Here is a 26,410-nt window from a genome sequence, read left to right on the forward strand (position 1 = left end):
TAACAGATAAATAAAACTGTGAATGATGTTATTATCGCGATTTACGAAAAAACAAGGATACAGCTATGGGCTTTATGACCGGCAAACGCATTCTTATTACTGGTGTTGCTAGTAAATTATCAATTGCTTATGGTATTGCCAAAGCTATGCGTGACCAAGGTGCAGAACTTGCATTTACTTACCAAAATGAAAAACTGAAACCACGCGTTGAAGAATTTGCAGCATCATTAGACTCAAATATCGTATTAGAGTGTGATGTGTCAAAAGACGAAAGCATCGATACTATGTATGCAGAACTTGCAAAAGTTTGGCCAAAATATGATGGTTTTGTTCACTCTATCGGTTTTGCTCCTGCTGACCAATTAGATGGCGACTACGTTAATGCAGTAACTCGTGAAGGCTTTAAAATTGCTCACGACATCAGTGCATACAGCTTCGTTGCGATGGCGAAAGCAAGCCGTGAAATGCTAAATCCAAACTCAGCGCTGTTAACTCTGACTTATTTAGGTGCTGAACGTGCAATCCCTAACTATAACGTTATGGGTCTGGCTAAAGCTTCTTTAGAAGCTAACGTTCGTTATATGGCAAATGCTATGGGTCCTGAAGGTATTCGTGTTAACGGTATCTCTGCTGGCCCAATCCGTACATTAGCGGCATCTGGTATCAAAGATTTCCGTAAAATGTTAAGCCATTGCGAATCAGTAACCCCTCTACGTCGCACTGTAACAACCGAAGATGTAGGTAATACAGCAGCATTCCTATGCTCTGACTTATCTGGTGGTATTACAGGTGAAATCGTTCACGTAGATGGTGGTTTCAGCATCGCTGCAATGAATGAATTAGAACTAAAATAATTCTGTTCTATGAATAATAAAAACCAGCCTCATTGTTCAGGCTGGTTTTTTTATGTTGTTTCTACTGTTTTTACTCTTAATTCTATTAGCTATCAAGTTTTTATCTCATATCAGTCTTATCGATTTCATTTTTAATCATGCTACATTTTAGATAAATTCCACTTTTGTTTTTTAGTTTATTCCTATAATCTTTTCTTTTTATTAGCGATAAAATAATCACATATTAATAAAAGGATTTAATGTATGAAGAGATTTAAATTTCTGTTTTATATTTTTGCTCTTATTGGTGCGATTATTTTTGTTGTAGCTTTATTTGTTATTAAATCCGAATTAAATATAGTAAGGAATGGAATAGAAACAACGGGTGTTGTTATTGACCAAAGTGTGAGTAAGTCTTCTAATGGTAACTACTCTTATCACCCTATTATTCAATTCAATACTGAAGATAATAGAGAAATAACATTTCGTTCACCAGAAGGTGGCAGTCAATCCCGCTTTTATCTTGGTGAAAAGATTAATGTTATTTACCTTCCAAATAATCCACAAAGAGCGACTATTAACAACTTTTTAGGCTTATATGGTGCTGGAACTATATTAAGTATTTTCGGGTTGGTATTTGCATCAACAGGGCTTATCCCTTTGTATTTTATCAGAAGAAGAGCCACAAGGGATCAACGATTAAAACGTGATGGAATGCCTATTAATGTAAAAATATCTGAAATTATTATTAACAGTAATATCAGTTTTAATCACCGTTCTCCCTATCAAATTATCGCTGATTATCACGATACACTAAACAATCGATTAATTCGTTATAAGAGTGGTTATATCTTTTTTGATCCTACACCTTATATTAATAGAGAGCTTGTTACAGTCTATGTTGATAAAAAGAACCCTAAAATTTATTACCTTGATATTTCATTCTTACCTTCGTTTGAAGAATCATAATAAAACACTCCTTATATGTTATAAATATAAGGAGTGTTTATTTCGTATATTTTCATCAATTAACAGCCTTGTTCACAGATTTACAAAAGCCTTTTTTATTCGCATCATTTGGGTTTGCTAATTTCTTAGAACCTTTTATCATCTTATATTAGTGAAGATATTCTGATATCTGTAAGTTAATTCACCACCTTATTGATAGGGAGCTATTCAACATGAAATTGTACTACACGCCAGGTAGTTGCTCGCTTTCCCCTCATATCGTTTTACGTGAAACAGGTTTAGACTTTTCAATAGAGCGCATCGATTTACGTGCTAAAAAAACAGAGTCGGGGAAAGATTTTCTAACCATCAATCCAAAAGGCCAAGTTCCTGTTCTTCAATTAGATAATGGTGATATTTTGACTGAAGGTGTTGCAATTGTTCAATACCTTGCAGACTTAAAACCTGATAGAAATTTAATTGCGCCACCAAAATCACTAGAACGTTACCATCAAATTGAGTGGTTAAACTTTCTCGCAAGTGAAGTGCATAAAGGATATGGCCCACTATTTTCACCAGATACTCCTGAAAGCTATGTACCTGTCGTTAAAACGAAATTAAAAAGTAAATTCGCTTATATTAATGATGTATTGAGCAAACAAAAATGTGCATGTGGTGAGCATTTTACGGTTATTGATGCCTATTTATTTACATTAAGCCAATGGGCGCCGCATGTTGGTTTAGATTTAACTGATTTAGCACACCTACAAAACTACCTAAAACGTATTGCACAACGCCCTAACGTACATAGCGCACTGGTCACTGAAGGATTAATTAAAGAGTAATCTTTGATCCTTTTAAATTTAAATAGCTCAAGTAAAATCAATTTGCCTGAGCTATTTTCTTTTAAACACACAGAAAATAAATGTGGTTATCTAAAGTAATACACTTTCATATCTGTATCTAAAAAGTACTCAAGGAAATTACGTTACTGAATAATGGGATATTGCATGCTTCAAGTTTCAACTTACTTAAAAATAAAAGATAATTTTATTAATATCAATGAATATAATGGTTTATTAAAAGATAGTTTTTATATTGAAGGTGCCATAGAATTATCTATTTATAATACCAAAGTAATCGATATAGGCATGTGGGATTATGTTGACCAATTATGGAGCTATCTAATCGAAGGTTTAGTTAAAATAAATGAAAACAAAGAATTTAAAGCAAATTTTCCTGACCAACCTATTGAAATAAAATTTCAGCCTATCAATGACAATGTGCTGATTACTATCACCGCTAACGAACCCCAAAAAGCTTTCATTAAAAAAGAGCTGTTTATAAAGACAATGGCATTACATGCACAAGACTTCTTTAATAAGTTGGTAACCTTTAAAGGTATTGTGCTTAATGATTATGCTATTGATTTTCAAAATATAAAAAACTTACTAAAAAACGGAAACTATTAAGCCTCCGTTCTTATTCTAATCAAATGTGTTTTATTGCAATTAATCTATCTGTGTTGCGCAGAATCTATGTGTTGGATGCACCATTTGATCTTGTGCAGCAACGAGTTGTAGTTCGTACTCATTCATCTCTTTTGTTTTGAGCATCACTTCATAAACTGCCGCGGCAACGTGTTCTAATGCGGTTTGTAACTCAACACCTTTGAGTAAATCCACCAGCATTAAACCACTGGTTAAATCACCAACCCCCACAGGTTGACGCTCACCAAAATCGACTAATGGACGACTAACATGCCAGCTATGTTCTGCGGTTACTAACAGCATTTCAAAGCGATCATGGCGATATCCAGCACGTGATAAGTGCTTTACTAATACAACCTTAGGCCCTTGTTTACACAACTCACGAGCAGCGTTTACGCACTCATCAACATTGTGAAGTACTTTACCACCACTTAATGTTTCAAGCTCTAAAAGATTAGGGGCAATAATATCGCTAATTGGTAAAGCTTCTTCACACAGCACACCTGAAACAGCAGGAGGAACAATGCACCCTTTTTCAGGATGTCCCATTACAGGATCACAGAAATACCATGCGTTAGGATTCGCTTGTTTCACTTTTTTCACGATATCAACAATGCGCAAGCCTTGTTCAGCCGATCCTAAATAACCACTTAGCACTGCATCACATTGTGAGAGTTTACCGATTGCGGCAATGCCATCAACAATCTCAGTAATGTGCTCTGCTGACATCACACAGCCAGTCCATTTTTCTGGATATTGCGTGTGATTTGAAAATTGTACGGTATTTAGAGGCCAAACATTCACCCCCATACGGCGCATTGGAAACTCAGAGGCACTGTTACCTGCATGACCGAAAACAACATGTGACTGAATAGAGAGTATATTTTTCATGACATAAACCGATTATTGTGAATACACACAACACCCAAGCTTTATCATCATAGGCGAGGTATATACGTTTATTTATTGTTATTAAGAAAAAGGGCAACTCACCAGCTGCCCTTTACTGTCAATTATTTCCAGATAACGAGGCAGTAATGTTTTTTACCGCGACGTAAAATGGAGTAATGACCAAATAAGAAATCTTTTTCTTCAAAGACGTACTCAGGATTATCTTGTTTTTCGCCATTAATTGAAACTGCGTTAGAGCCAATCATTGTACGAGCCTGGCCACGAGAAGGAACTAACTCTGCGTTAACCAGTGCTTGTTGCAAATCACTGCCTTTTTCTAACTCAATTGTTGGCATACCGTCTTGTGCTAATTGTTCAAGGTCAGCTTGTGTTAAGTCTGCAATTGCACCAGAGAATAAGCTTTCTGTAATACGTTTAGCGGCGATTAAACCCTCTTCACCATGAACTAAACCAGTAACGAGTTCTGCTAATACACGCTGAGCACGAGGCGCTTGACCGCTATTTTTATCTTCTTCTTCAAGCGCATTAATTTCTTCAATGCTCATAAATGTGAAGAATTTCAAGAAGCGATAAACGTCAGCATCCGCTGTATTGATCCAGAACTGGTAGAATTTGTATGGGCTGGTTTTCTTAGGATCTAACCAAACCGCACCGCCTTCTGTCTTACCAAATTTAGTTCCATCAGATTTAGTAATTAGTGGTACGGTCATACCAAATACTTGTTTCTGATTGAAACGACGGGTTAAATCGATACCTGAAGTGATATTACCCCACTGATCAGAGCCACCGATTTGTAATTCAACACCTAAATGCGTATTTAATGACGCAAAGTCATAAGCTTGTAATAGGTTATAGGCGAATTCAGTAAAAGAGATACCCACATCGTCACGGTTTAAACGCTGTTTAACCGCTTCTTTGTTGATCATTTGGTTCACAGAGAAGTGTTTACCGATATCACGCAGGAATGTCAGCACATCCATTTGACCGAACCAGTCATAGTTGTTTGCTAATTCCGCACTGTTTTCACCACTGTTGAAATCTAAGAAAGGTGACACTTGTTTACGAATTTTTTCTACCCATTCGTGAACAGTATCTTGGGTATTCAGTTTGCGCTCGGTGGCTTTAAAACTAGGATCACCAATTAGACCTGTTGCACCACCCACCAACGCCACAGGCTTATGCCCGGCTAGTTGGAATCGTTTTAAACACAGCAAAGGAACCAAATGCCCCAAGTGCAGGCTATCAGCGGTAGGATCGAAGCCACAATAGAGAGCGATAGGACCTTGCTCCAAACGCTCTACTAAAGCTGCCTCATCCGTGACCTGAGCGATTAGCCCACGCTCCTGCAATTGTGTGATTAGGTTCTTGCTAGACATCAATGACTCCATCGGTTTATTGTTTTTTGTCTATTTAAAATATAAGTGAAACACAAGTGGTATAGCATAAAGCGCCACTACATTAAGTACCAGTAGAAAAAGACTTTTTGAGGTAAATTTATTAACACACTATTAAGGTGCTAATCGCTCAATGTCCCATCCTTGTGGTAATTTTTGGTAGATAAAGCGATCGTGCAGACGATTTTCTCGTCCTTGCCAAAATTCAACAGAATCAAATGTCACACGATATCCCCCCCAGAAACTCGGTAATGGCACTTCTCCATTTTGGAATTTCTGCTTTAATTCCATGAATTTACTTTCTAACACGCCTCTTGCGGAAATGCGAGAAGACTGTTGAGAAGCCCAAGCCGCAATTTGGCTATCTTTAGGGCGACTATGGAAATATTTAATTACTTCAATAGGAGAAAGTTTTTCTGCTTTCCCTAAAAAACAAACTTGTCTTTCTAAGGGATACCAAGGAAATAATAAACTGACTCGTTGATTGTGCTCTAAATGACTCGCCTTGCGACTACCCAAGTTTGTGTAAAAAACTAACCCATGTTCATCGAAGTGTTTTAATAACACGATACGTTGGTAAGGCTGCCCATTTTCATCAACTGTTGCGACACACATTGCAGTTGGATCACTCAAACGCGCTTCACAAGCTTGTTTTAACCATTTTTCAAACAAAACTAATGGCTGTTCAGTTAATTCATGACGTCGTAGTCCACCGTTCATATATTCACGGCGTAAATCTGCAACATCAATAAAATCAAGTTCTGTCATTTTTCACTCTCTCTTTTGAGAAATTGCATTCAGCATATCACGCTTAACGAGGATTTGTAGGGTAAATCGCCCCTAAAACGGTTTCTCTTGATGCCCCTGTTACAGAAGGTAAATTCCCTGATTCATTTGCAATAGTGCGGGCGGCTAACCAAGCAAATGCCAACGCTTCCATGTCATCACCACTTAAACCATATTTATCCGTTGTCGCAACTTCTGTACCTGGTAATAGTGAAGCTAAACGATGCATAATCTGCCCATTTCGCGCCCCACCACCACAAACGAGTAAACGTTCACATCCACCATTTAGTTGGATTTGTTGCACAATACTTATCGCGGTTAACTCAACTAGAGTTGCTTGTACATCTTCAGGAAAAACATTAGGAACTCTTGCTAAATGGTAATTTAACCATTGTGTATTGAAATATTCTCGCCCTGTACTTTTAGGTGCTGAACGCGAAAAGTAAGGATCCGAAAGCATATCTTTCAATAAAATTGGGTTTACAGTGCCAGTAGCAGCCCATTTACCATTATCATCATAAGGTGTTTGGTTATGGATCCAATTCCAGCTATCTAATAACATATTTCCAGGACCTGTATCGTAGCCTTTAACTGCAATACCAGGTAATAACAATGAAATATTGGCGATACCACCGATATTTAAAATAATACGTTTTTCAACAGAATGCCCTAATACAGCAAGATGAAAAGCAGGCACTAAAGGTGCGCCTTGTCCGCCGTAAGCAATATCTCTGCGACGAAAATCACCAACCGTTGTAATTCCTGTTAATGCAGCAACGCGGTTGTTGTCACCAATTTGCATAGTAAATGGCATATCACTTTCTGGCTCATGCCAAATGGTTTGTCCATGGCACCCTATCGCCGTAATATCACTCGCACTAAGTTTTACTTTTGCGAGTAACTCTATAATTGCTTGCGCATAAAGTTCGCCCAATTGGGCATCTAATAGGCCGATTTCATGCAAGGTAGTAGGTTGCCCTTGGCAAACAGCTAAAATTCGCTGGCGTAGATTTTGTGGGTAAGGCAGAAAGTGATTTTCTTGTTGTGCAACAAACTTATTATTAATTGCAGCTAATACAACATCAACACCATCTAAGCTTGTGCCAGACATCACGCCAATGTACCGCCCTGCTATCATGTTCTTTTCCTTATAATCAAGATGATGCAAATTTTTAACATATAATGTTATATTCTCTTTTTTCAGAAATCTCTTCTGTTTTTACTATCGGCCTTTACTATATAGTAAGCTATATATTATTAAAATCAGTGTCGACATACGCAAAAAACGAGCTATAACTGATACTAGATAACATTGATACAATCTGAGCAACTCACCTCAGATTTTCTTTAGGAGTGACTATGTTTAAGCATTTACTTATTGGTCTTTTTACAATGACTGTACTTACTGGTTGTGTGAATACAAATTCACTATCCGGTGACACTTACACCGCAAGCCAAGCAAAACAAGCTCAAAATATTACTTATGGTACAGTGGTTTCTGTGCGTGCAGTGAATATTCAAGCAGGTAGCGATGAGAATATTTTAGGTGCGATTGGTGGTGCCGTTCTCGGTGGTATGTTAGGTAACACTGTGGGTGGTGGTACAGGCCGTAACCTTGCAACAGCCGCTGGCGCAATTGCAGGTGGTATGGCAGGACAACAAGCACAAGGTGCGTTAAATACTACTAAGGGTGTTCAAATTGAAGTTCGTTTAGATAGTGGTAAAACTGTCGCTATCGTTCAAAAAGCAGATAATACTGTTTATAGCCAAGGTCAACGTGTTGCAGTTATCGGTAACGGAAATAACTTAACGGTTTCTCCTCGCTAATAAGCTAATAATTAGCAACAAAAAACAGGCAACATTAAAGTTGCCTGTTTTATTTTATGACTCAATAATAAGTAACCTAAAGAGAGCACGAATATATAATCTAGTTATCATAATTCAAACTATATAATGATTTACGTTATATACCCGTCATATTTCAAGTTTCAGTGTTGTTGACATCGTTTACTCACACCAGTTACATATTTTATATGTCCTAGTGACTCATTCACTTGTTATCTAGCTGAGTACTGAACTATTTAGAATATAGTTATCATCATATAATTAATATCATTTAAATAGAATATAAATTAAATTTGAAATTATTAGTCATTTAGTCTATTTATATTTTTTTCTAATTTTTTGATTGTACTTATTAACCTTTCGATTTCTTCTAGTTGAATACCACCTAATATTTCTCGTCTCGTTTTTTCTATTACTGTGTAAACCTCATTAATAAAAGGCTCAGATTCTTTTGTTAATTTTATGCGTTTTGCTCTGCGATCATTTGCACATGTATGCCGACATATCAGTTTTTTTTCTTCCAGTTGATCTAAGGTTCTCACTAAAGATGGTTGTTCGATCCCTATTGCTTTTGCCAATTGGATTTGTGACTGCTCTGGAGGTAATTGGCTGATATTATACAAAGTAACCCAATGGGTTTGAGTTAATTTTAATGGTTTGAGACGATGATCAATTAAAGCACGCCATAATCGAACTAAACGCGCTAAATCAGCTCCTAATGTTGATTCCACTTATCTCTCCTTAATTAGCATTTTTAGTCAACTTATTACAAAGTTTAGATATTCATTTTTAATACAATATTTACCTATTCTTTTTAATTAAAACATTACCTTTAATAACTAATATAGTTATAATCCTATTTATTAGATAAGTAATTATTTTCCAGATACAATTAAACCAATTTCTTTCTAGCAACGAAAGTCCATAAAGAATAACCTTGTTATAAAAACTAATCTATATTTTTTTACATAATAATAATTATTATTTTAAACTCAATACTAAAAAACAAGAAAAACAGCAACATTTTCAATTAGTTGAAAACAAACAACCAGAGTAATATTTTAAAGTTATAACTTTATATTAATAAAGAAAAAATAATAAACCACATAACTACAATAAATAACAATAATGAATTAAAAAGATAGTTAATAACTATTTTAACATTAAAAAATAAATGGAATATTTAAAATAAATTGAGTTGATCATTCTCTTTTTCAATTGCAGAGCCCATTCTTTTTAATGATCTTAAATAACGTTGCTGACAAAGTCGTAATATATTTCTTTTCTCATGTTGATTCATTGTTGACCAATTAAACCGCTCTTGACGGCTGCGATAGCACCCCATGCAATATCCTTGTGCATTCATTTCGCAACGTCCAATACAAGGACTAGGAATATCAAAAAATTCTAATTGTTCTTGCATTTGATTTTCCCTCCCTATTGTTTGTTACAATAGAGTATAGTTAATAGAGATATTATCTGCACAACATGATTTATTGAACTGTTAAAGGCGTAGTAAAATTGAACTTTAGGGCTTTAACGCGTTATAGTACTCCGCCATCAGTTTATCTGTAGGGTTTAATCATTAGAAAAACACAAGAGGTTTATATGCGAGTACTTCATACCATGATCCGAGTGGGCGATTTGCAACGTTCTATCGACTTTTATACCAAGGTTTTAGGTATGCAACTTCTACGCACTAGCGAGAATGAGGAATATAAATACTCGTTAGCTTTTGTTGGTTATGGTGATGAAAGCACCGGTGCGGTTATCGAATTAACCTATAACTGGGGTGTAAACAGCTATGAAATGGGAACTGCTTTTGGGCATGTAGCATTAGGTGTTGATGATGTTGCTGCAACTTGTGAAGTCATTCGCCAAGCTGGCGGTAATGTTACCCGTGATGCAGGTCCAGTAAAAGGCGGCTCAACAATTATTGCTTTTGTTGAAGATCCTGATGGATACAAAATCGAGCTCATCGAAAACAAAAGTGCAAGTCACGCTCTAGGTAACTAATTTTTATTAAAACCAGAAAGATAACATGTTTATCTTTCTGGCCTTATTGATTATCAATTTCCGACATTCTATTTTTGTCGGATAAGTACAACTTAATGCCTGATATAAATAATCCCAATAAGCTTTGTAACCGTTTTCGGGGTTACTACCCTGTTGTCATTGATGTTGAAACAGGTGGATTTAATGCGAAAACAGACGGTTTACTTGAAATCGCCGCTATTACATTAAAAATGGATGAACAAGGTTGGCTAAAGCCGGACAACACATTACATTTTCATGTTGAACCCTTTGAAGGGGCTAATTTAGAGCCGGCAGCCTTAGAATTTACAGGTATTGATCCGACCAATCCTTTACGTGGTGCAGTCAGTGAATATGAAGCCCTTCATGCCATTTTTAAAATGGTACGTAAAGGAATGAAGGATGCAGATTGTAATCGCGCCATTATTGTGGCTCACAATGCAAATTTTGATCACAGCTTTGTAATGGCTGCTGCTGAGCGGGCTGGATTAAAACGTAATCCTTTTCACCCATTTGCCACCTTTGATACAGCAGCTTTAAGTGGATTGGTATTAGGGCAGACAATTTTGGCTAAAGCCTGTATCACTGCTGGCATTCCCTTTGATAGTAAATTAGCACATGGCGCGTTATACGATACAAATCGCACATCATTACTTTTTTGTGAATTAGTTAACCGCTGGAAAAAGCTTGGTGGGTGGCCATTACCTACACCTTGAAGTTATAGTGTCTCTGCTACATTTATGAATAACAGAAAAAAGCCAGTTCAAATGATGAACTGGCTTTTTTATTGAAGATCTCACTATTTTTATACGTTTCAATACCGAAACGATAAAAATTAATTACTGTGTTTCTTCTTCACCACGATATTTATCAGCAGTCTCTTTTAATAACTTCTGTAATTCACCGCGCTGATACATTTCTAAAATAATGTCACATCCACCGACTAATTCACCATCTACCCATAATTGTGGGAAGGTTGGCCAGTGTGCATATTTTGGTAATTCTGCACGAATATCTGGGTTTTGCAGGATATCAACATACGCAAAACGCTCACCACAAGCAGAAATAGCTTGAACTGCCTGAGCAGAAAAACCACAACTTGGTAATTTTGGTGAACCTTTCATGTATAAAATAATTGGGTTTTCTTTGATCTGGCGTTCAATTTTTTCAATAGTCGTCATTTGTAAGTCCTTACAGCCTTTTATATTCGATATGCTTTATAGGGGGAAAACATGAAAGAAGAATACCACTTTATATTAGAAACCTCTATATAAGTTTAGTTATCGATATAAAACAATAGGTTGGTACTAAACCACAGTACTATTGATGAGAAAACACATAATGAAACATAAAAAATAAATCAATACGTTACAGATGTTTATCTGTGTGTTTTATCTTATTATTTCATCTCTTACTACTAACACAATCACTGACTAAAATGTTAGAAGAAATAAAAAGCCTCAGTTAAGAGGCTGAGAGCATTTCGATTAAGAAAATCGTCAATGCTCGAATCGATTGGTTCAATTTAAATAACTTATTACTGTATGGTTCCGTTTTCTAAAAGGATCAAACAACCCAGTGCATCAGTAATATCGCTTATTTCACCTTTTATTTTTGCAGTTTGTCCTTTCTTAATCTTAAGAACATTATCTTCTTCACTTGGTTTTAAAGTATATGAAGCACTGGCTTTATTATTAAATGAAATAGCAACAACTTTTGGTGGTGTTGGTTTATAGAGGTCGTACCTGACTACTTCTTCCAAACTTGCGATAGTGGTCACTCTTCCTTCTAAAATAACCCACTTCCCTCTCCATTTTTTCTTCGCCGCAATCTCATTATCACTAAAGTCCTTACATATTCCCGCATAAGTCGCTTCAGTTACTGGAGATTCCATTGATGGAACGATTTGATTTACAGCACTATTAACTGAACGAATAGCCTCGTTTATTTTACACCCTGATAATAATGTGATTATAGATAGTAATAACACCGTCTTCTTCATACAAATTCCTTTATAAAGTCAAAAAAAGATAGATAAAATATAAATCCAATAAGATAAAAATCTATTTTAATTAAATAAAACAACGCCCTCGCCAACATTATGGATAAATGTATGACTATTTCTAAATCGCTTAATATTTTGATCTGACAGTATAGATCATAGAAAATAGTACTATAACTTTTCGTTATCTTATTTTAAATAAGAAAAATCTTGCCACTTTATGTATCTATTTACAAATAAAAATAATTTAGTCATATTCCGACTTATTTTTCCCATCAAGTTAATATAGTTATTTTAGCTTACAGTTTAAAAACATAATTTATTATAAAATCCAAAGTTATATATTTAATATATTTCTTTATTTGAATTATACTTAGCTATATATTCTTTATTAAAAAAATAACAAGAGAAAAAATAATAATTTCCATACCAAAATCAATACATTAAATTTCATAATCTATACATTAAGATAAAACGCTACCTTCTTAAAAGGATATAATGTATATAAATGGGTTTGTTATAAACCCTGATGAGTATTAACTATGGACATGATTTTGCTGTTTCTTTTAGTGGGATGTATCACTGGCTTTTTTGCTGGGCTACTTGGCATAGGAGGCGGTGCAATCATTGTTCCGGTGGTTATGTATGTAGTCAGTCAACAAGCTATCCCCACAGATATGGTAATGAAAATTGCCTTATCTACCTCATTCTCTGTCATTATATTTTCTACAGCATCTTCAGCGTATTCCCATAACAAACATAAAGCCATTTTATGGCAGCAATTTCCTCTATTATCTATTGGCACCATCATTGGTATGCTTGCGGGGACATTTCTGGTACAAAAAATGTCAAACACGATATTGCAAATCGTGTTCTGTATTTTCATGATATATACCATCTATGGTTTATTAACTAAAAAGAAAGAAGCGGAACGCATTGAAAACGTGAAAGATCCTATTGTTTCAAAACCAGCGTTAACAAGTGGTGGTTCTTTAATTGGTTTTATATCCAGTTTTATCGGTATTGCTGGTGGTACTATCACTATTCCTCTTTTAAGTCACTGGGGATTTAATACACGTAAATGTATTGCAACCTCTTCAATGATTGGCGTCATCATTGCTTCTATAGGCACAATCATGGGTATTATTTATGGTTGGAATCAAACAAATATTGATGATTATTACTTCGGCTTTATCTATTTACCTGCCTTTATCGGAATAAGCATTACCAGCGTACTCTTCGCACCTGTCGGTGTAAAAGTTGCTTATCGCCTACCAATTCCTAGAGTTCGCCAAATATTTGCATTATTCCTATTCTTAGTCGTAGTGAAAATGATGTATACGCTTATTACAGGATAAGCGCCTGATCTGAAAATCATATTCCGTTTAATTATTCTATAAAAACAAGCAATACTAAAACCTAACATTTCTAATAATGTTAGGTTTTAGTAAGTTAGAGTATTTATAGATAAGATAAAATGGACAAATCTTATTAGATAATTTTTACCTAATTAAAATAAATATATTTAAGTATCACGGATAGCTTTATTCTTTTCTCACTTTGACTTGTAAAGCAAAAACAGGATCCGTTGTACCACACATAGTACGCCCTACTGTGGCTTTTATTTTTATCCGTACATTACCACTTTTAGATGCTGTTCCTTGTAAACGAGCAAAAATGATAGGACGCTCTTCTTGATGCATGACATGCTTTTGCCAATCTTCATCTGTAATAAGAGAAAGCCACTCCCCATCTTTATTTTTTACTATTAATGTCACAGTAACCCATTCAGGACTTTCCACAATATAATATGGAGCTAAACCAGAAAATATACCAATTTCAATCTGTTGATCATAATTCTGATTAACAACAGCTTCTGGCATATAGATTTTTTCTTGTGATTCTGACGGTGTAAATAAAATACTAGTACTGCATGCAATACCATAGAACATGCTACAGCCATTTAGCACGCCACAAAAAATAAGTAAAAATAGGCTCTGAACTAAACTTTTTATAGAAAAACACTTTAAAATAATACTTCCATGCATATTTTTATCACTCCATTGAAAAAACTTAAGCTATTGTCGGAAAATTTAAATCAACCCTTATATCATCTCAAATATCATTTTATTGTTTAGCATTAAATACCGTCCCTTGCTGCCAATCAAGGACTGAAATTCCCTTTTTATTTGCTAATTTAATAACTACAGGAAGAGCTTCATCGACTTTAGAGTAAACAAAACCAATAACTGGGATTTTGGTCATAAAGTTATTAATTAAAGGCCCATCACACCACACACTATCATCTATTTCATCATCAGGTAATTCGCAAAGGCACGGATATAGATGAGAAATTTCTTGATAAAAACGCAACATTGATGGGCTTAATTCCTGTATATCTTCATCTTCATATTTTTCGAAGTATTCACACACTTTTTCAAAATCATTCGGAATAGGAAAATCAAATAGTGCAATATTATAACTCATTTTAACTCCTACACTCTATTTGCGTAAATTCAATCTAAAATATCGTTACTACGATAAATGTATAAATAATAAGGCTTATGTGAATACATTATTTCTATATTTCCTTCTTTAGCCTCAATGTTCTCGATTTCAGAAAATACAAATATTTTATTCTCATTTAATGACTCATATTCTATTACCTCTAACTCCTTGCAGTTATTTACCTCAGCTAACAATGCATTTTTATCTTTAACTAAAGGGTAAATATTTTTCATTTTCTGAACTAAAAGATTACAGACCGAATCAATGTCATCGCCGCCAAAATAGGATAGATTTACACCAATTAACTTACCTTTATAAAATTTTAATGCATTTCTATCAGTGTCTTTCTCAAACGGAGGATCATTATTAAAAAAACAAGTGACAATATCTTCCTTTGTTTCACACACACCATTCTTTATAAAAGGAATATCATCAATTGACCTTCCAAAATCTAATTTCAAAGGTTCATTACTTTTAAATCCAAATCCAGATAAAAATATTATCATACTAATAGCTATAAATATTTTTTTCATATTTGTACATTCCTTTGAAAATAAATTTGTTACGATGTATCAATTGTAGTCTCTTATCCCAATCCATCCTAAGTTAGGTAACGTTATTAAATCACATAAATAGAATAAAATTCATACTCCCCTTCATTTTTACATCTCTTCTTACAAATACACTTTTGCTACTTTACGTGTGGGCAAGAGGGATATACTCTTATGAATATAATTAATCTATATGGCTTATAATTATAGATAAAAGATATTTAGCTGTTATTTCAGCAGATTTTTGTTAAAATAATTAGCAAAATAGTAACAAGTTAGTGATTCATTTGCCTCATTCTATCAATTCAAATGATGTTGATTGAATGATTTCAGGCACAAAACCCGAAATAGATAGTTTAAAGGAGTACGCAATGTCTTTCGAATTACCAAAATTACCTTATGCGTTAGATGCTCTTGAGCCACACATCTCTAAAGAAACTTTAGAATATCACTACGGCAAACACCACCAAACCTATGTAACCAATTTAAATAATCTGGTTAAAGGTACTGATTTAGAAAGTAAATCTTTAGAAGAAATCATCAAATCTACTGATGGCGGTATCTTTAATAATGCTGCTCAAGTATGGAACCATACTTTCTACTGGAACTGCTTAGCACCAAATGCAGGTGGCGCACCAACTGGTAAAATTGCTGATGCTATCAACAAAGCATTTGGCTCTTTTGAAGAGTTCAAAAAGCAATTTAATGATGCAGCAGCTAAAAACTTCGGTTCAGGTTGGACTTGGTTAGTTAAAAAAGCTGACGGTTCAGTTGCAATTGTTAACACCTCTAATGCTGCAACCCCAGTTTCAGGTGCAGACAAACCACTGCTAACAGTAGACGTATGGGAACATGCTTACTACATTGACTACCGCAATGCACGCGTTAAATATTTAGAAGAGTTCTGGGCACTGGTTAACTGGTCATTTGTTGAAGCTAACCTTGCTTAATTGAGCTTGATAATCAAAGATGAGTGATTGAGATTCATTTTTGGTGACAAAATAACAAAGGGCCTTGAGCCCTTTGTTATATTCAGATATTCGATAATCTATTATTTAAATTGATCGGATATTTATAAAGCAGTGATTAGAACATCATAGTCGAAAATAAAACGATCATAACAAGCGCTGCTACTGCTGTACTCAAACCAAATTTCAGATCCGTATCCATCTATTTCTCCCTCAAAATGATTATAATACACACTTTTAACCATAACCTTGTCATGGTTAATTATTATCACATATCAAAATTTGCTAAAATAGCGACCAGTGCACAATTTATAACATTGATTAATACTTTCACTTTTGAGCTAGATCATACAAAATTCACAGCTAATCGCTAAATTATTGCCAGTGTTTGCCCTATGTATGACTATACTGGCAGTTAAACCATAAAATTAGATAAAAGAGACCAATGAAGGTCAGGAGTTTTCCACACCATGGCAACAATAAAAGACGTGGCAAAACGCGCAGGCGTATCAACCACGACTGTTTCTCATGTGATCAACAAAACACGTTTTGTTGCTGAGAACACACGGGCAGCAGTTTGGGCCGCTATAAAAGAATTAAATTATTCACCTAGTGCCGTTGCGCGTAGTTTAAAAGTCAATCACACCAAATCTATTGGCCTGTTAGCCACGTCCAGTGAAGCTCCTTACTTTGCTGAAGTGATTGAAGCTGTTGAAAATAGTTGTTATAGCAAAGGCTACACACTGATTTTATGTAATTCACATAATAACCTCGATAAACAAAAAGCCTATTTAGCGATGCTGGCACAAAAACGTGTTGATGGATTATTAGTCATGTGCTCTGAATATCCCGATCACCTTCTTACTCTTTTAGAGGGCTATCGTAATATTCCAATGGTTGTCATGGATTGGGGCAAAGCACGTGGTGACTTTACAGATACCATTATCGATAACGCTTTCCATGGTGGTTATATTGCAGGTCGTTACCTCATTGAACGAGGCCATCGTGATATTGGTATTATCCCTGGTCCATTAGAACGTAATACAGGTGGTGGTCGCTTACAAGGTTTCTTAAAAGCCATGGAAGAAGCTAAAATCACAGTCAAAGACGAGTGGATTGTACAAGGCGACTTCGAGCCAGAATCTGGCTATAAAGCCATGTACCAAATGCTAAACCAAAAACATCGCCCGACAGCTGTCTTTTGTGGTGGTGATGTGATGGCGATGGGTGCAATTTGCGCTGCGGATGAACTTGGCCTGCGTGTTCCTTTAGATATTTCTATTGTTGGCTATGACAATATTCGTAATGCACGTTATTTTACGCCAGCACTAACAACCGTCCACCAGCCAAAAGAACGTTTAGGTCAAATGGCATTATCGATGCTGCTTGATCGTATAGTCAATAAACGCGAAGACGCCCAAACAATCGAAGTTCATCCACGATTAGTTGAGCGCCGTTCAGTTGCTGACGGTCCTTTTATCGACTACCGTCGCTAATTCATATTTATTTAGCTATCTGATCCCTAGCGAAGCCATTCCTCATTTAAGGTTTGGCTATCTCCAAGATAATCTAACAACCATGTCAAAGCGGGTGATTCACTTTTATCGACCCACGTCAGGCAGCATGGGCTGTCTGGCAATGGTTGTTCCAGTTGTAAAGTGACCAGCTTACCTTGTTCAATTAGTGGTTCAACACGGTGCCAAGGCACCATTCCAACGCATAATCCCGCTAACAAGCATTCAAGCCCCATATCCCATGTTGGAACAACCATTCTACGCTGATTATTGAGTGCCCAAGTGTCACGTTTTGGTAAACTGCGTGAGGTATCCTCTAAACATAAACTTGGATAAGGTCGCATTTCATCATCTGTTAATGGATGCTGTGCTTTCGCTAAAGGGTGATCAACATGGCAAACACAGCGCCAAGGCATAAATCCCATATCCCTAAAACTATAACGTTCACCGATTGGTGAGGCTCTTGTTGCACCAATGGCTAAATCAACACGACCATTAACTAAGGAATCCCATACGCCATTAAACACTTCAGGATAGACATACAGTTCTATATCCGGAAAATGGCGGTAGAAATCGAGAATAAGTTGTTGTGTTCTTTCAGGTTTAACAATGCCATCAACTGCTATACTAAATTGACCGCGCCATCCATTAGAAACTTGTTGACAAAGATGCCGAGTGTCATTCATTTTTTTGATAACAGATCGTGCTTCTTTGATAAAAATTTTACCTGCGTCGGTTAATTCTACATCACGATGACGGCGCTCAAACAAAGGAACGGCAAGCCATTCCTCTAATTGCCGAACAGTGTAACTAACGGCGGATGGCACTCTGTGCAATTCTTGAGCAGCGGAGCTAAAACTTCCTGTTCTTGCGACTGCATCAACAACTTCTAAAGAGTATTCTGACCACATAGAGTTTATTCCTTTGAAAATTTTTCACAGCATTAACCAAATATTCCCGTTTCACAAGTAAAATAGGTCTTAGTTACAATACATAAAATGTTCTACATCACATAGCATAGAAAATAAAATGAATTCTAAAACATCCACACAATCAAAAACACCTATGAGCTTTATGGTGTACCTAGCTGGTTTGAGTATGCTAGGTTACTTAGCTATTGATATGTACTTACCTGCATTTGGTATGATGCAGCGTGAGCTCTCTATCAGCGAAGGTGCTATTAGTAATAGCTTAAGTATCTTTTTATTTGGCTTTGCTGTTGCTCAGTTACTTTGGGGACCACTTTCTGACAAAGTCGGTCGTAAACCTATTCTTCTTATTGGTTTAAGCCTTTTCTCTTTAGGCTGCCTTGGTATGCTGTGGGTTGAAAGTGCGACTGGCTTACTTGCTATGCGCTTCTTACAAGCTTTCGGTGTCTGCTCTGCAGCTGTTATTTGGCAAGCTCTTGTCATCGACCGTTTTGATGAGTCTCGCTCTCAGCATGTTTTTGCTTTAATTATGCCACTCGTTGCATTATCACCAGCACTTGCACCTTTAATCGGTGCTTCATTATTAAATCATGGTGGCTGGCGTATGATTTTTATGCTGTTAATGGCCGTAACGTTAGTTCTCATGTTACCGACATTAATGCTAAAAAACATTAAACAAAAATCAGTCACAGATGCAAACCAATCTTCTGCTTCATTTATGACTTTACTAAAATCCCCTCTCTACACAGGTAACGTATTAGTTTACGCTTCTTGTAGTGCAGGTTTCTTTGCTTGGTTAGCTGGCTCACCAATCATTCTTGAAAAGATGGGTTACTCCCCACAGGATATAGGTTTAAGTTATATTCCACAAACTATTGCATTTATGGTGGGTGGTTATGGTTGTCGTATTTTACTGTCAAAAATGACAGGTAAAACGCTGCTACCACTGTTATTGATTGGTTATGCTGTCAGTATGACTGCGTTATACCTTGTTGCTAAATTTACGGAACCAACATTAACAACTATTTTAATTCCATTCTGTATTATGGCTGCAATGAATGGTGCTTCTTATCCAATCGCAGTATCTAATGCGTTATCCGCTTATCCTGAAATCAGTGGTAAAGCTGCTGCGTTACAAAATGCGCTTCAACTGGGTCTTTGCAGCTTAGCAAGTTTTATTGTGTCTGCATTTATCAGCCAACAACCTTTGATTAATACCACGGCAATTATGGCGTTAACAGCAATCCCAATGGCGGTTGGCTACTTTATTCAGCGTAATAAATCTGTTACCAAACACACAGTTCAAACCGCAGAATAATCGCACCCATACTTTTAAGAATCATCTTAAAAAGGCTATTTTATAAAAAATAGCCTTTTTCTTTTCTAGAGAAAAATATTCTACGTCTCTATACTTACCTATACGCTTTAATAGCGTTTTATTTATTTTTCTTTCGGATTTTGAGACATTAGGCAGATTATTCTCTGATTATGTCAGATTAGTTGTCTTATTAATTCTATTCGTTCAATTCATACTGAACACAATACCATTTTAATACTGTCAATCTGCACACATCCTTTCTTAGCTTTATGTTTCAAAACCCGCTTAGTTTACGCGGAGAGTATATGAGTACATCTTGTGTAGAAGAAGGCCGAAAGACCTCCAACGATCCTTATAAAAAGATCGCAATAGAACTGTTAGCTCACGCTGATATTCGAGTTAATGGCTCAGAACCTTATGATATTCAGGTTCATAATCAGAATTTTTATAAAAGAGTATTACAACAAGGCTCATTAGGTCTCGGCGAAAGTTATATGGATGGTTGGTGGGATTGTGAGCGACTGGATATATTCTTTCATAAAGTTTTACGTGCTGGTCTTGAAAATAAACTCCCACAAAATCTACGTGATATTTTCAAAATTGCGACAGCCCGCTTTTTTAATCTGCAAACACAAAAACGTGCATGGATGGTAGGTAAAGAGCATTACGATCTTGGTAATGATCTATTTACTGCCATGCTTGATCCTAATATGCAATATTCCTGTGGTTACTGGAAAAATGCAGATAATTTAGCCCAAGCTCAAGAGCATAAATTAGATTTAATTTGTCGAAAATTAGATTTAAAACCGGGAATGACCTTATTAGATATCGGCTGTGGCTGGGGTGGACTTGCAGGCTATGCAGCCAAAAATTTTGGCGTTTCTGTAACAGGAGTCACCATTTCAGTTGAACAACAAAAACTGGCACAAGCTCGATGCCAAGGACTTGATGTTAATATTATTTTAGAAGATTATCGTGATTTACATGAAAAATTTGATCGTATAGTTTCAGTGGGCATGTTTGAGCATGTAGGGCCCAAAAATTATGCCACTTATTTTGATGTGGTTCGTCATAATTTAAAGGATGATGGTCTGTTTTTATTGCATACCATAGGTTCTAACCGCGATAAAGTAAATGTAGATAGTTGGATAAGCAAATATATATTTCCTAATGGGTGCTTGCCATCTATTCAAAAAATTGCTCATGCAATGGACAGTAAATTTGTGATGGAAGATTGGCATAATTTTGGTGCTGATTACGATAAAACATTAATGGCATGGTATCAGCGTTTTTTAGCCTGTTGGTCAGATATTGAATCTAATTACACACCACGTTTTAAGCGTATGTTTAGCTATTATCTTAATGCCTGTGCCGGTGCGTTTCGTGCCAGAGATATTCAGTTATGGCAAATTGTCCTAAGCCCTAAAGGCCATATTGGTGGTTTACAAATCCCTCGCTAATTCTTCTTTGTATAAAAAGAGAAAAGCCAGTTTGATTGATAAACTGGCTTTTTCTTTGCTTCTCTTTTAAGAGCAACAACATTGATCATTAATTGTGTGAGGCTTGTTCTTCATTTTCAATTTGTTGTGCTGCTAATAAAGCTTGTTGCTGTGCTTGTTGCACCATAACGCGTTCTACTGTATCGACAATCGCTTGGGTTTGAGGATCAAGTTCAATATTGACTTTATCACCAAGGCGTTTACGACCCAATGTCGTTCTATCACGCGTTTCAGGAATTAAATGGACACAAAAACGGTTATTAACCACATCGCCCACAGTTAGGCTTATTCCATCAATACCAATAAAACCTTTGTGTAGAATGTACTTCATTAATGCTTTATCAAAGATACGAAACCAAATTTGCAAATTATTTTCTGATGTTATAATTTTGGCAACTTCAGCAGTTGTTACAATATGACCTGACATTACATGGCCACCAATTTCATCACCATACTTAGCCGCACGTTCAATATTTACTTCAGAACCGACTTTTAATTCACCAAGGTTAGTTAAACGTAATGTCTCTTTCACTAAATCAAAGCTAATATGTGTACCTTCAATTTTAGTGACCGTTAAACAGCAACCATTATTTGCAACAGAAGCACCTGTTTCTAAATTGCCGACTAACTCTTCGGGTAATTCAATGATATGGGTACGAAAATCGCCTTTATCTTCGATAGCAATAACCCGCCCTTTTCCCTGAACAATACCTGTAAACATCTTACATCTCCTTGGATCGATAAACTGGTAAACTCACTTTAGGCTTATGCTATTAAGGATAACATAGCTCGTATTAATACAAAGGAACAATTATCGTATTTATTCCTTGTCGATGATTGCCGTTAAATATAACGTAAAAACACCTAATAAATTATCAAAATTCTGTGTTTGAAAAGCTAAGCTTCTTTCGTTGCTAATTAAACTTTTATCATTAGAATAAGCGGTCTTGAGGATCTCTTTACGTCATTTTAACAATACGACGTTTGTTCTCTTCCTTTCCTTTCGTTTTCTTATAATAAATAAAGGTGTATGCGTGCAGAAGTACATAAGAGAAGCGCGTAGCTTACTTGCTCTCGGTATCCCCGTTATCATCGCGCAATTTTCCCAGACAGCAATGGGGGTGGTTGATACTGTCATGGCGGGTGCTGTAAATGCCACCGAAATGTCGGCAGTGGCAGTAGGTACGTCTATTTGGTTACCAACGATTTTACTAGGCCAAGGCATATTAATGGCATTGACTCCAATCGTTGCACAATTAAATGGTTCAGGACAACGAAAACACATTGCTAATCGTACACAGCAAGGTTTTTGGCTCGCCACATTCTTATCAATCATGGTAATTGCTATTCTTTATAACAGTCGTTTTATTATTGAAGCGCAACATGATATCGAACCTGAATTAGCCGAAAAAGCTATTGGCTTTATTCATGCCATTATGTGGGGAGCGCCAGGGTGCCTTTACTATCAAGTACTGAGAAGCCAGTGTGAGGGATTATCTAAAACAAAACCCGGCATGATAATTGGTTTCGTTGGCTTGTTAATTAATATCCCTGTTAACTATGCCTTTATTTACGGTAAGTTTGGCGCCCCACAATTAGGGGGTATTGGTTGTGGTGTTGCAACTGCCTCAGTTTTCTGGGCAATGTTCTTTATGATGCGTTATTACGTGCGTCGAGCACCGACACAGCGTGATGTTATGCCCAAAAAACGTTTAGTAAGTCCTGATTTCCACACGATAAAACGTATTACATTTTTAGGATTACCTGTTGGCCTAGCCTTATTCTTTGAGGTAACACTATTTGCCGTTGTTGCATTATTAGTTTCACCTTTAGGTGTTACTGCGGTTGCTAGCCATCAGATAGCGCTTAACTTTAGTTCACTGATGTTTATGTTCCCTCTTTCATTGGGAATAGCAGCAACAATCCGTGTCGGTCATAACTTAGGGCAACGCTGTACCGAGCAAGCGCGTATTTCAGCCATTACGGCGCTTGCTGTTGGACTAATGTTGGCAAGTTGTACCGCGATTTTCTCTATCATCTTTAGAGAAAAAATTGCATTAATGTATAACGATAATATTGAAGTGGTGACATTAGCTTCTCATCTTATGTTATTCGCTGCGCTTTATCAGTTATCAGATTCTGTGCAAGTTATTGGCTCAGGTGTATTACGAGGTTATAAAGATACTCGTTCTATCTTCTTTATTACCTTTATTGCCTACTGGGTAATTGGACTACCTTCTGGGTATATATTAGGGCGTACTAATTACTTTGTTGAAGCAATGGGACCTGCTGGTTTCTGGATTGGCTTTATTTTAGGTTTAACTGCCTCAGCAATTATGATGGGTTCCCGTATTTGGTGGATCCAACGCCAATCTGATGAAGTGGTGTTATTACGCTCAGAGCGTTAAACAGAAACGGTTATTTAGGCAAAGGAATGACACAAATATCAACAAATAGCTTTAAATACGAGCAGTTGAATATAAATTTGTGTTTTTCCTCTTGCCAGAATCGAATCATCTCGTTAATATTCGTCCCCGTTGTCACCTAATAGATAATGCGTCCATAGCTCAGTTGGTTAGAGCACCACCTTGACATGGTGGGGGTCGGTGGTTCGAGTCCACTTGGACGCACCATTTATTTTTCGATAACATCTCAATACAGTGCGTCCATAGCTCAGTTGGTTAGAGCACCACCTTGACATGGTGGGGGTCGGTGGTTCGAGTCCACTTGGACGCACCATTTCTCTTTATCTATTTTCTTATTTTTACCCATCTTACCTACCCTACAAAATAATTAATCTAGCTTGCAATATTTTATTGCGCAACAAATTGTTTAAAAAACAAGCAATCAGAGCCGTATTTTGATCACATCACTTAAATTTACCTTTTTTCGATTTTCTTCATAGAAATTAACCTCTATAATACGAAACATAATTTTGTTGAAAGGTTTCAGCGTATTGATTTACGGGCATCTTTAGAAAACCGAACAAATGAATCGTGATAGACTATAATGTAAGATGTCTGCCAACCTTTGATACAAAATAGTGACAAGATTTTTATGATGTTGCTGAACCATTAACATGTTGCGCAACTTATCCATTAGAGATGAGTTTGTACATCCTGTTTTGCACCGTTGATACTGTTAATAGAAAGCAGCGACATTAATCCTTATTCATCCATTACAATACAACCATTAAATAGACTGCCATGAAAAAGACAAAAATTGTTTGCACCATCGGACCAAAAACCGAATCTGAAGAAAAACTGAATCAATTACTAGACGCAGGCATGAACGTTATGCGTTTAAACTTCTCTCACGGTGACTATGAAGAGCATGGCAACCGTATCAAAAACCTGCGTAACATTTGCGCTAAAACAGGCAAAAAAGCCGCTATCTTATTAGATACTAAAGGCCCTGAAATCCGTACCATCAAATTAGAAGGTGGTAATGATGTCGCTTTAGTTGCAGGTCAAACATTCACTTTCACTACAGACAAAACTGTTGTGGGTAACAAAGACTGCGTTGCTGTAACTTACGAAGGTTTCGCTAAAGACTTAGCTGTTGGTAACACCGTTTTAGTTGATGATGGTCTTATCGGCATGAAAGTAACTGCTGTAACTGATAAAGAAGTGGTTTGTGAAGTTTTAAATAACGGTGACTTAGGTGAAAACAAGGGTGTTAACTTACCTGGTGTTTCTATCGGTTTACCTGCATTAGCTGAAAAAGATAAACAAGATCTTATCTTTGGTTGCGAACAAGGCGTTGATTTCGTTGCTGCATCATTTATTCGTAAACGTTCTGACGTTGACGAAATGCGTGCTCACTTAAATGCACACGGCGGCGAAAATATCATGATCATTTCAAAAATTGAAAACCAAGAAGGTTTAAACAATTTTGATGAGATCTTAGAAGCGTCTGACGGTATCATGGTTGCTCGTGGTGACTTAGGTGTTGAGATCCCAGTTGAAGAAGTTATCTTCGCACAAAAAATGATGATCGAAAAATGTAACGCAGCACGTAAAGTGGTTATCACTGCAACACAAATGTTAGATTCAATGATCAAAAACCCACGCCCTACTCGTGCTGAAGCGGGTGACGTTGCGAATGCTATCTTAGATGGTACTGATGCGGTTATGTTGTCAGGTGAAAGTGCGAAAGGTAAATACCCAGTAGAAGCTGTGACTATCATGGCAACTATCTGTGATCGTACAGACCGTATCATGCAATCTCGTCTTGATTACAAACAAACAGCTGCAAAATTACGCGTAACTGAAGCAGTTTGTCGCGGTGCAGTCGAAATGGCTGAAAACTTAGATGCACCTCTGATTGTTGTTGCAACTTTCGGTGGTAAATCAGCTCGTTCTATCCGTAAATATTTCCCAACAGCACCAATTTTAGCATTAACAAACAACGAAGAAACAGCTCGTCAGTTACTGTTAGTTAAAGGTGTAACCACTCAATTAGTTAACGAAATCTCTTCTACTGATGACTTCTACCGTATTGGTAAAGAAGCGGCATTAGCAAGTGGTTTAGCGCATGCAGGTGAGCGTGTTGTTATGGTTACTGGTGCACTGGTTGATAGCGGTACAACAAATACTTCATCTGTTCACGTCCTGTAATTTTATACAACGCGAATACGTCAAACGCCACTCATTGAGTGGCGTTTTCTTTATGTGTTTCCAAAAAATTTTTCTTTCCCATTTTTTCATTATTCTTTTTTAGATTAATTCCCTTTTCTGTTTCTATCTCTTCTTTTATCTATTTATGGCTATTTATCAATCTGTTTACGTGTAAATTACCAATGTCGAATTGTGTCATTTTTAGTCAATGAATCGCTATTTAATGATTAGGATTTTTACTAATAATGAACTTTTGTGAG

Annotated in this window: 27 protein-coding genes and 2 tRNA genes; 16 read left to right on the forward strand and 13 right to left on the reverse strand. The window is 36.4% G+C overall.

Annotated elements, in window-relative coordinates:
- Window positions 1-65 precede the first annotated feature (65 nt).
- The 4 genes from fabI (at window position 66) to GTK47_RS13915 (ending at window position 3,253) form a co-directional block, all read left to right on the forward strand.
- A complete protein-coding gene (fabI, locus tag GTK47_RS13900; protein WP_006537026.1) occupies window positions 66-854 on the forward strand; it encodes an enoyl-ACP reductase FabI in 789 nt (262 codons plus the stop codon).
- A gap of 243 nt (window positions 855-1,097) precedes the next feature.
- Entirely contained in the window at window positions 1,098-1,802 is a 705-nt protein-coding gene (locus GTK47_RS13905) for a DUF3592 domain-containing protein (protein ID WP_165124164.1), read from the forward strand.
- Window positions 1,803-2,014: 212 nt separating this feature from the next.
- A complete protein-coding gene (gstA, locus tag GTK47_RS13910) occupies window positions 2,015-2,626 on the forward strand; it encodes a glutathione transferase GstA (RefSeq protein WP_165124167.1) in 612 nt (203 codons plus the stop codon).
- Between the two features lie 165 nt (window positions 2,627-2,791).
- Window positions 2,792-3,253: a hypothetical protein gene (locus GTK47_RS13915; RefSeq protein WP_036937229.1), complete on the forward strand. Its 462-nt coding sequence runs from the start codon at window positions 2,792-2,794 to the stop codon at window positions 3,251-3,253.
- 39 nt (window positions 3,254-3,292) lie between these two features.
- Here the strand turns inward: GTK47_RS13915 and pdxY are convergent, their stop codons facing one another.
- The 4 genes from pdxY to anmK form a co-directional block, all read right to left on the reverse strand.
- Window positions 3,293-4,162: a pyridoxal kinase PdxY gene (gene pdxY, locus GTK47_RS13920; protein ID WP_165124170.1), complete on the reverse strand. Its 870-nt coding sequence runs from the start codon at window positions 4,160-4,162 to the stop codon at window positions 3,293-3,295.
- A 122-nt stretch (window positions 4,163-4,284) separates the two neighbouring features.
- Complete coding sequence (tyrS, locus tag GTK47_RS13925; protein WP_036913193.1) at window positions 4,285-5,559, reverse strand: tyrosine--tRNA ligase; 1,275 nt, start codon at window positions 5,557-5,559, stop codon at window positions 4,285-4,287.
- A gap of 132 nt (window positions 5,560-5,691) precedes the next feature.
- Window positions 5,692-6,345 carry a pyridoxamine 5'-phosphate oxidase gene (gene pdxH / locus GTK47_RS13930; protein ID WP_165124173.1) on the reverse strand — a complete coding sequence of 218 codons (654 nt, stop codon included), beginning with the start codon at window positions 6,343-6,345 and terminating at the stop codon, window positions 5,692-5,694.
- A 43-nt stretch (window positions 6,346-6,388) separates the two neighbouring features.
- On the reverse strand, window positions 6,389-7,501 hold the full coding sequence (anmK, locus tag GTK47_RS13935; protein WP_075672185.1) for an anhydro-N-acetylmuramic acid kinase: 1,113 nt from the start codon (window positions 7,499-7,501) through the stop codon (window positions 6,389-6,391).
- Between the two features lie 221 nt (window positions 7,502-7,722).
- On the opposite strand from anmK, the gene GTK47_RS13940 reads away from it, so the two are divergent.
- Complete coding sequence (locus tag GTK47_RS13940; RefSeq protein WP_023582334.1) at window positions 7,723-8,190, forward strand: glycine zipper 2TM domain-containing protein; 468 nt, start codon at window positions 7,723-7,725, stop codon at window positions 8,188-8,190.
- A gap of 320 nt (window positions 8,191-8,510) precedes the next feature.
- Here GTK47_RS13940 and slyA read toward each other — a convergent pair whose 3' ends face one another.
- Both slyA and GTK47_RS13950 read right to left on the reverse strand, forming a co-directional pair.
- Complete coding sequence (gene slyA, locus GTK47_RS13945; protein ID WP_165124176.1) at window positions 8,511-8,939, reverse strand: transcriptional regulator SlyA; 429 nt, start codon at window positions 8,937-8,939, stop codon at window positions 8,511-8,513.
- 452 nt (window positions 8,940-9,391) lie between these two features.
- A complete protein-coding gene (locus tag GTK47_RS13950; protein ID WP_165124179.1) occupies window positions 9,392-9,631 on the reverse strand; it encodes a DUF1289 domain-containing protein in 240 nt (79 codons plus the stop codon).
- Between the two features lie 185 nt (window positions 9,632-9,816).
- Here GTK47_RS13950 and gloA point away from each other — a divergent pair, with 185 nt between their 5' ends.
- Both gloA and rnt read left to right on the forward strand, forming a co-directional pair.
- On the forward strand, window positions 9,817-10,224 hold the full coding sequence (gloA, locus tag GTK47_RS13955) for a lactoylglutathione lyase (RefSeq protein ID WP_165124182.1): 408 nt from the start codon (window positions 9,817-9,819) through the stop codon (window positions 10,222-10,224).
- A 95-nt stretch (window positions 10,225-10,319) separates the two neighbouring features.
- The gene (gene rnt / locus GTK47_RS13960; protein ID WP_006537038.1) at window positions 10,320-10,958 is read left to right on the forward strand and encodes a ribonuclease T; all 639 of its coding nucleotides are present in this window, start codon (window positions 10,320-10,322) and stop codon (window positions 10,956-10,958) included.
- A gap of 123 nt (window positions 10,959-11,081) precedes the next feature.
- Here rnt and GTK47_RS13965 read toward each other — a convergent pair whose 3' ends face one another.
- Both GTK47_RS13965 and GTK47_RS13970 read right to left on the reverse strand, forming a co-directional pair.
- A complete protein-coding gene (locus GTK47_RS13965) occupies window positions 11,082-11,423 on the reverse strand; it encodes a Grx4 family monothiol glutaredoxin (protein ID WP_165124185.1) in 342 nt (113 codons plus the stop codon).
- Window positions 11,424-11,779: 356 nt separating this feature from the next.
- A complete protein-coding gene (locus tag GTK47_RS13970; RefSeq protein WP_088495746.1) occupies window positions 11,780-12,244 on the reverse strand; it encodes a hypothetical protein in 465 nt (154 codons plus the stop codon).
- Window positions 12,245-12,786: 542 nt separating this feature from the next.
- Here GTK47_RS13970 and GTK47_RS13975 point away from each other — a divergent pair.
- A complete protein-coding gene (locus GTK47_RS13975; protein ID WP_165124188.1) occupies window positions 12,787-13,602 on the forward strand; it encodes a sulfite exporter TauE/SafE family protein in 816 nt (271 codons plus the stop codon).
- 186 nt (window positions 13,603-13,788) lie between these two features.
- Here GTK47_RS13975 and GTK47_RS13980 read toward each other — a convergent pair whose 3' ends face one another.
- The 3 genes from GTK47_RS13980 to GTK47_RS13990 all read right to left on the reverse strand — a co-directional run bounded on the left by GTK47_RS13980 (window position 13,789) and on the right by GTK47_RS13990 (window position 15,285).
- Window positions 13,789-14,196, reverse strand: a complete 408-nt coding sequence (locus tag GTK47_RS13980; RefSeq protein ID WP_165124191.1) for a hypothetical protein — start codon at window positions 14,194-14,196, stop codon at window positions 13,789-13,791.
- Between the two features lie 175 nt (window positions 14,197-14,371).
- Window positions 14,372-14,731: a hypothetical protein gene (locus GTK47_RS13985; protein WP_165124194.1), complete on the reverse strand. Its 360-nt coding sequence runs from the start codon at window positions 14,729-14,731 to the stop codon at window positions 14,372-14,374.
- A 29-nt stretch (window positions 14,732-14,760) separates the two neighbouring features.
- Window positions 14,761-15,285, reverse strand: a complete 525-nt coding sequence (locus GTK47_RS13990) for a hypothetical protein (protein ID WP_165124197.1) — start codon at window positions 15,283-15,285, stop codon at window positions 14,761-14,763.
- A gap of 389 nt (window positions 15,286-15,674) precedes the next feature.
- Here GTK47_RS13990 and sodB point away from each other — a divergent pair, with 389 nt between their 5' ends.
- Window positions 15,675-16,253: a superoxide dismutase [Fe] gene (sodB, locus tag GTK47_RS13995; RefSeq protein ID WP_072062546.1), complete on the forward strand. Its 579-nt coding sequence runs from the start codon at window positions 15,675-15,677 to the stop codon at window positions 16,251-16,253.
- A gap of 488 nt (window positions 16,254-16,741) precedes the next feature.
- Window positions 16,742-17,767 carry an HTH-type transcriptional repressor PurR gene (gene purR, locus GTK47_RS14005; RefSeq protein WP_075673235.1) on the forward strand — a complete coding sequence of 342 codons (1,026 nt, stop codon included), beginning with the start codon at window positions 16,742-16,744 and terminating at the stop codon, window positions 17,765-17,767.
- A gap of 26 nt (window positions 17,768-17,793) precedes the next feature.
- On the opposite strand, the gene punR is transcribed toward purR, so the two are convergent.
- On the reverse strand, window positions 17,794-18,696 hold the full coding sequence (gene punR, locus GTK47_RS14010; protein ID WP_165124200.1) for a DNA-binding transcriptional activator PunR: 903 nt from the start codon (window positions 18,694-18,696) through the stop codon (window positions 17,794-17,796).
- A gap of 118 nt (window positions 18,697-18,814) precedes the next feature.
- Between punR and punC the strand changes: the two genes are divergently transcribed.
- Together punC and cfa are read left to right on the forward strand one after the other, a co-directional pair.
- On the forward strand, window positions 18,815-20,032 hold the full coding sequence (punC, locus tag GTK47_RS14015) for a purine nucleoside transporter PunC (RefSeq protein ID WP_165124203.1): 1,218 nt from the start codon (window positions 18,815-18,817) through the stop codon (window positions 20,030-20,032).
- Between the two features lie 305 nt (window positions 20,033-20,337).
- A complete protein-coding gene (gene cfa / locus GTK47_RS14020) occupies window positions 20,338-21,492 on the forward strand; it encodes a cyclopropane fatty acyl phospholipid synthase (protein ID WP_165124206.1) in 1,155 nt (384 codons plus the stop codon).
- Between the two features lie 88 nt (window positions 21,493-21,580).
- On the opposite strand, the gene GTK47_RS14025 is transcribed toward cfa, so the two are convergent.
- Window positions 21,581-22,252 (reverse strand): riboflavin synthase subunit alpha, encoded by a 672-nt coding sequence (locus tag GTK47_RS14025; protein ID WP_165124209.1) that lies wholly within the window; start codon window positions 22,250-22,252, stop codon window positions 21,581-21,583.
- A gap of 313 nt (window positions 22,253-22,565) precedes the next feature.
- Between GTK47_RS14025 and GTK47_RS14030 the strand changes: the two genes are divergently transcribed.
- From GTK47_RS14030 to pykF, 4 genes are all read left to right on the forward strand, one after another.
- A complete protein-coding gene (locus GTK47_RS14030) occupies window positions 22,566-23,939 on the forward strand; it encodes an MATE family efflux transporter (protein WP_165124212.1) in 1,374 nt (457 codons plus the stop codon).
- Window positions 23,940-24,087: 148 nt separating this feature from the next.
- Window positions 24,088-24,164 (forward strand) — tRNA-Val (locus GTK47_RS14035).
- A 29-nt stretch (window positions 24,165-24,193) separates the two neighbouring features.
- Window positions 24,194-24,270, forward strand: a tRNA-Val gene (locus GTK47_RS14040).
- Between the two features lie 467 nt (window positions 24,271-24,737).
- Window positions 24,738-26,150 (forward strand): pyruvate kinase PykF, encoded by a 1,413-nt coding sequence (pykF, locus tag GTK47_RS14045; RefSeq protein WP_165124215.1) that lies wholly within the window; start codon window positions 24,738-24,740, stop codon window positions 26,148-26,150.
- Window positions 26,151-26,410: the final 260 nt, after the last annotated feature.

Origin of the sequence: Proteus sp. ZN5 (assembly GCF_011046025.1) — a bacterium.
Classification (GTDB): domain Bacteria; phylum Pseudomonadota; class Gammaproteobacteria; order Enterobacterales; family Enterobacteriaceae; genus Proteus.

Excerpts from the sequence above, each read along its gene's own strand:
- fabI (WP_006537026.1), top strand. The coding sequence starts at position 66 with ATGGGCTTTATGACCGGCAAACGCATTCTTATTACTGGTGTTGCTAGT.
- GTK47_RS13905 (WP_165124164.1), top strand. The coding sequence starts at position 1,098 with ATGAAGAGATTTAAATTTCTGTTTTATATTTTTGCTCTTATTGGTGCG.
- gstA (WP_165124167.1), top strand. The coding sequence starts at position 2,015 with ATGAAATTGTACTACACGCCAGGTAGTTGCTCGCTTTCCCCTCATATC.
- GTK47_RS13915 (WP_036937229.1), top strand. The coding sequence starts at position 2,792 with ATGCTTCAAGTTTCAACTTACTTAAAAATAAAAGATAATTTTATTAAT.
- pdxY (WP_165124170.1), bottom strand. The coding sequence starts at position 4,162 with ATGAAAAATATACTCTCTATTCAGTCACATGTTGTTTTCGGTCATGCA.
- tyrS (WP_036913193.1), bottom strand. The coding sequence starts at position 5,559 with ATGTCTAGCAAGAACCTAATCACACAATTGCAGGAGCGTGGGCTAATC.
- pdxH (WP_165124173.1), bottom strand. The coding sequence starts at position 6,345 with ATGACAGAACTTGATTTTATTGATGTTGCAGATTTACGCCGTGAATAT.
- anmK (WP_075672185.1), bottom strand. The coding sequence starts at position 7,501 with ATGATAGCAGGGCGGTACATTGGCGTGATGTCTGGCACAAGCTTAGAT.
- GTK47_RS13940 (WP_023582334.1), top strand. The coding sequence starts at position 7,723 with ATGTTTAAGCATTTACTTATTGGTCTTTTTACAATGACTGTACTTACT.
- GTK47_RS13950 (WP_165124179.1), bottom strand. The coding sequence starts at position 9,631 with ATGCAAGAACAATTAGAATTTTTTGATATTCCTAGTCCTTGTATTGGA.
- gloA (WP_165124182.1), top strand. The coding sequence starts at position 9,817 with ATGCGAGTACTTCATACCATGATCCGAGTGGGCGATTTGCAACGTTCT.
- rnt (WP_006537038.1), top strand. The coding sequence starts at position 10,320 with ATGCCTGATATAAATAATCCCAATAAGCTTTGTAACCGTTTTCGGGGT.
- GTK47_RS13965 (WP_165124185.1), bottom strand. The coding sequence starts at position 11,423 with ATGACGACTATTGAAAAAATTGAACGCCAGATCAAAGAAAACCCAATT.
- GTK47_RS13970 (WP_088495746.1), bottom strand. The coding sequence starts at position 12,244 with ATGAAGAAGACGGTGTTATTACTATCTATAATCACATTATTATCAGGG.
- GTK47_RS13975 (WP_165124188.1), top strand. The coding sequence starts at position 12,787 with ATGGACATGATTTTGCTGTTTCTTTTAGTGGGATGTATCACTGGCTTT.
- GTK47_RS13980 (WP_165124191.1), bottom strand. The coding sequence starts at position 14,196 with ATGTTCTATGGTATTGCATGCAGTACTAGTATTTTATTTACACCGTCA.
- GTK47_RS13985 (WP_165124194.1), bottom strand. The coding sequence starts at position 14,731 with ATGAGTTATAATATTGCACTATTTGATTTTCCTATTCCGAATGATTTT.
- GTK47_RS13990 (WP_165124197.1), bottom strand. The coding sequence starts at position 15,285 with ATGAAAAAAATATTTATAGCTATTAGTATGATAATATTTTTATCTGGA.
- sodB (WP_072062546.1), top strand. The coding sequence starts at position 15,675 with ATGTCTTTCGAATTACCAAAATTACCTTATGCGTTAGATGCTCTTGAG.
- purR (WP_075673235.1), top strand. The coding sequence starts at position 16,742 with ATGGCAACAATAAAAGACGTGGCAAAACGCGCAGGCGTATCAACCACG.
- punR (WP_165124200.1), bottom strand. The coding sequence starts at position 18,696 with ATGTGGTCAGAATACTCTTTAGAAGTTGTTGATGCAGTCGCAAGAACA.
- punC (WP_165124203.1), top strand. The coding sequence starts at position 18,815 with ATGAATTCTAAAACATCCACACAATCAAAAACACCTATGAGCTTTATG.
- cfa (WP_165124206.1), top strand. The coding sequence starts at position 20,338 with ATGAGTACATCTTGTGTAGAAGAAGGCCGAAAGACCTCCAACGATCCT.
- GTK47_RS14025 (WP_165124209.1), bottom strand. The coding sequence starts at position 22,252 with ATGTTTACAGGTATTGTTCAGGGAAAAGGGCGGGTTATTGCTATCGAA.
- pykF (WP_165124215.1), top strand. The coding sequence starts at position 24,738 with ATGAAAAAGACAAAAATTGTTTGCACCATCGGACCAAAAACCGAATCT.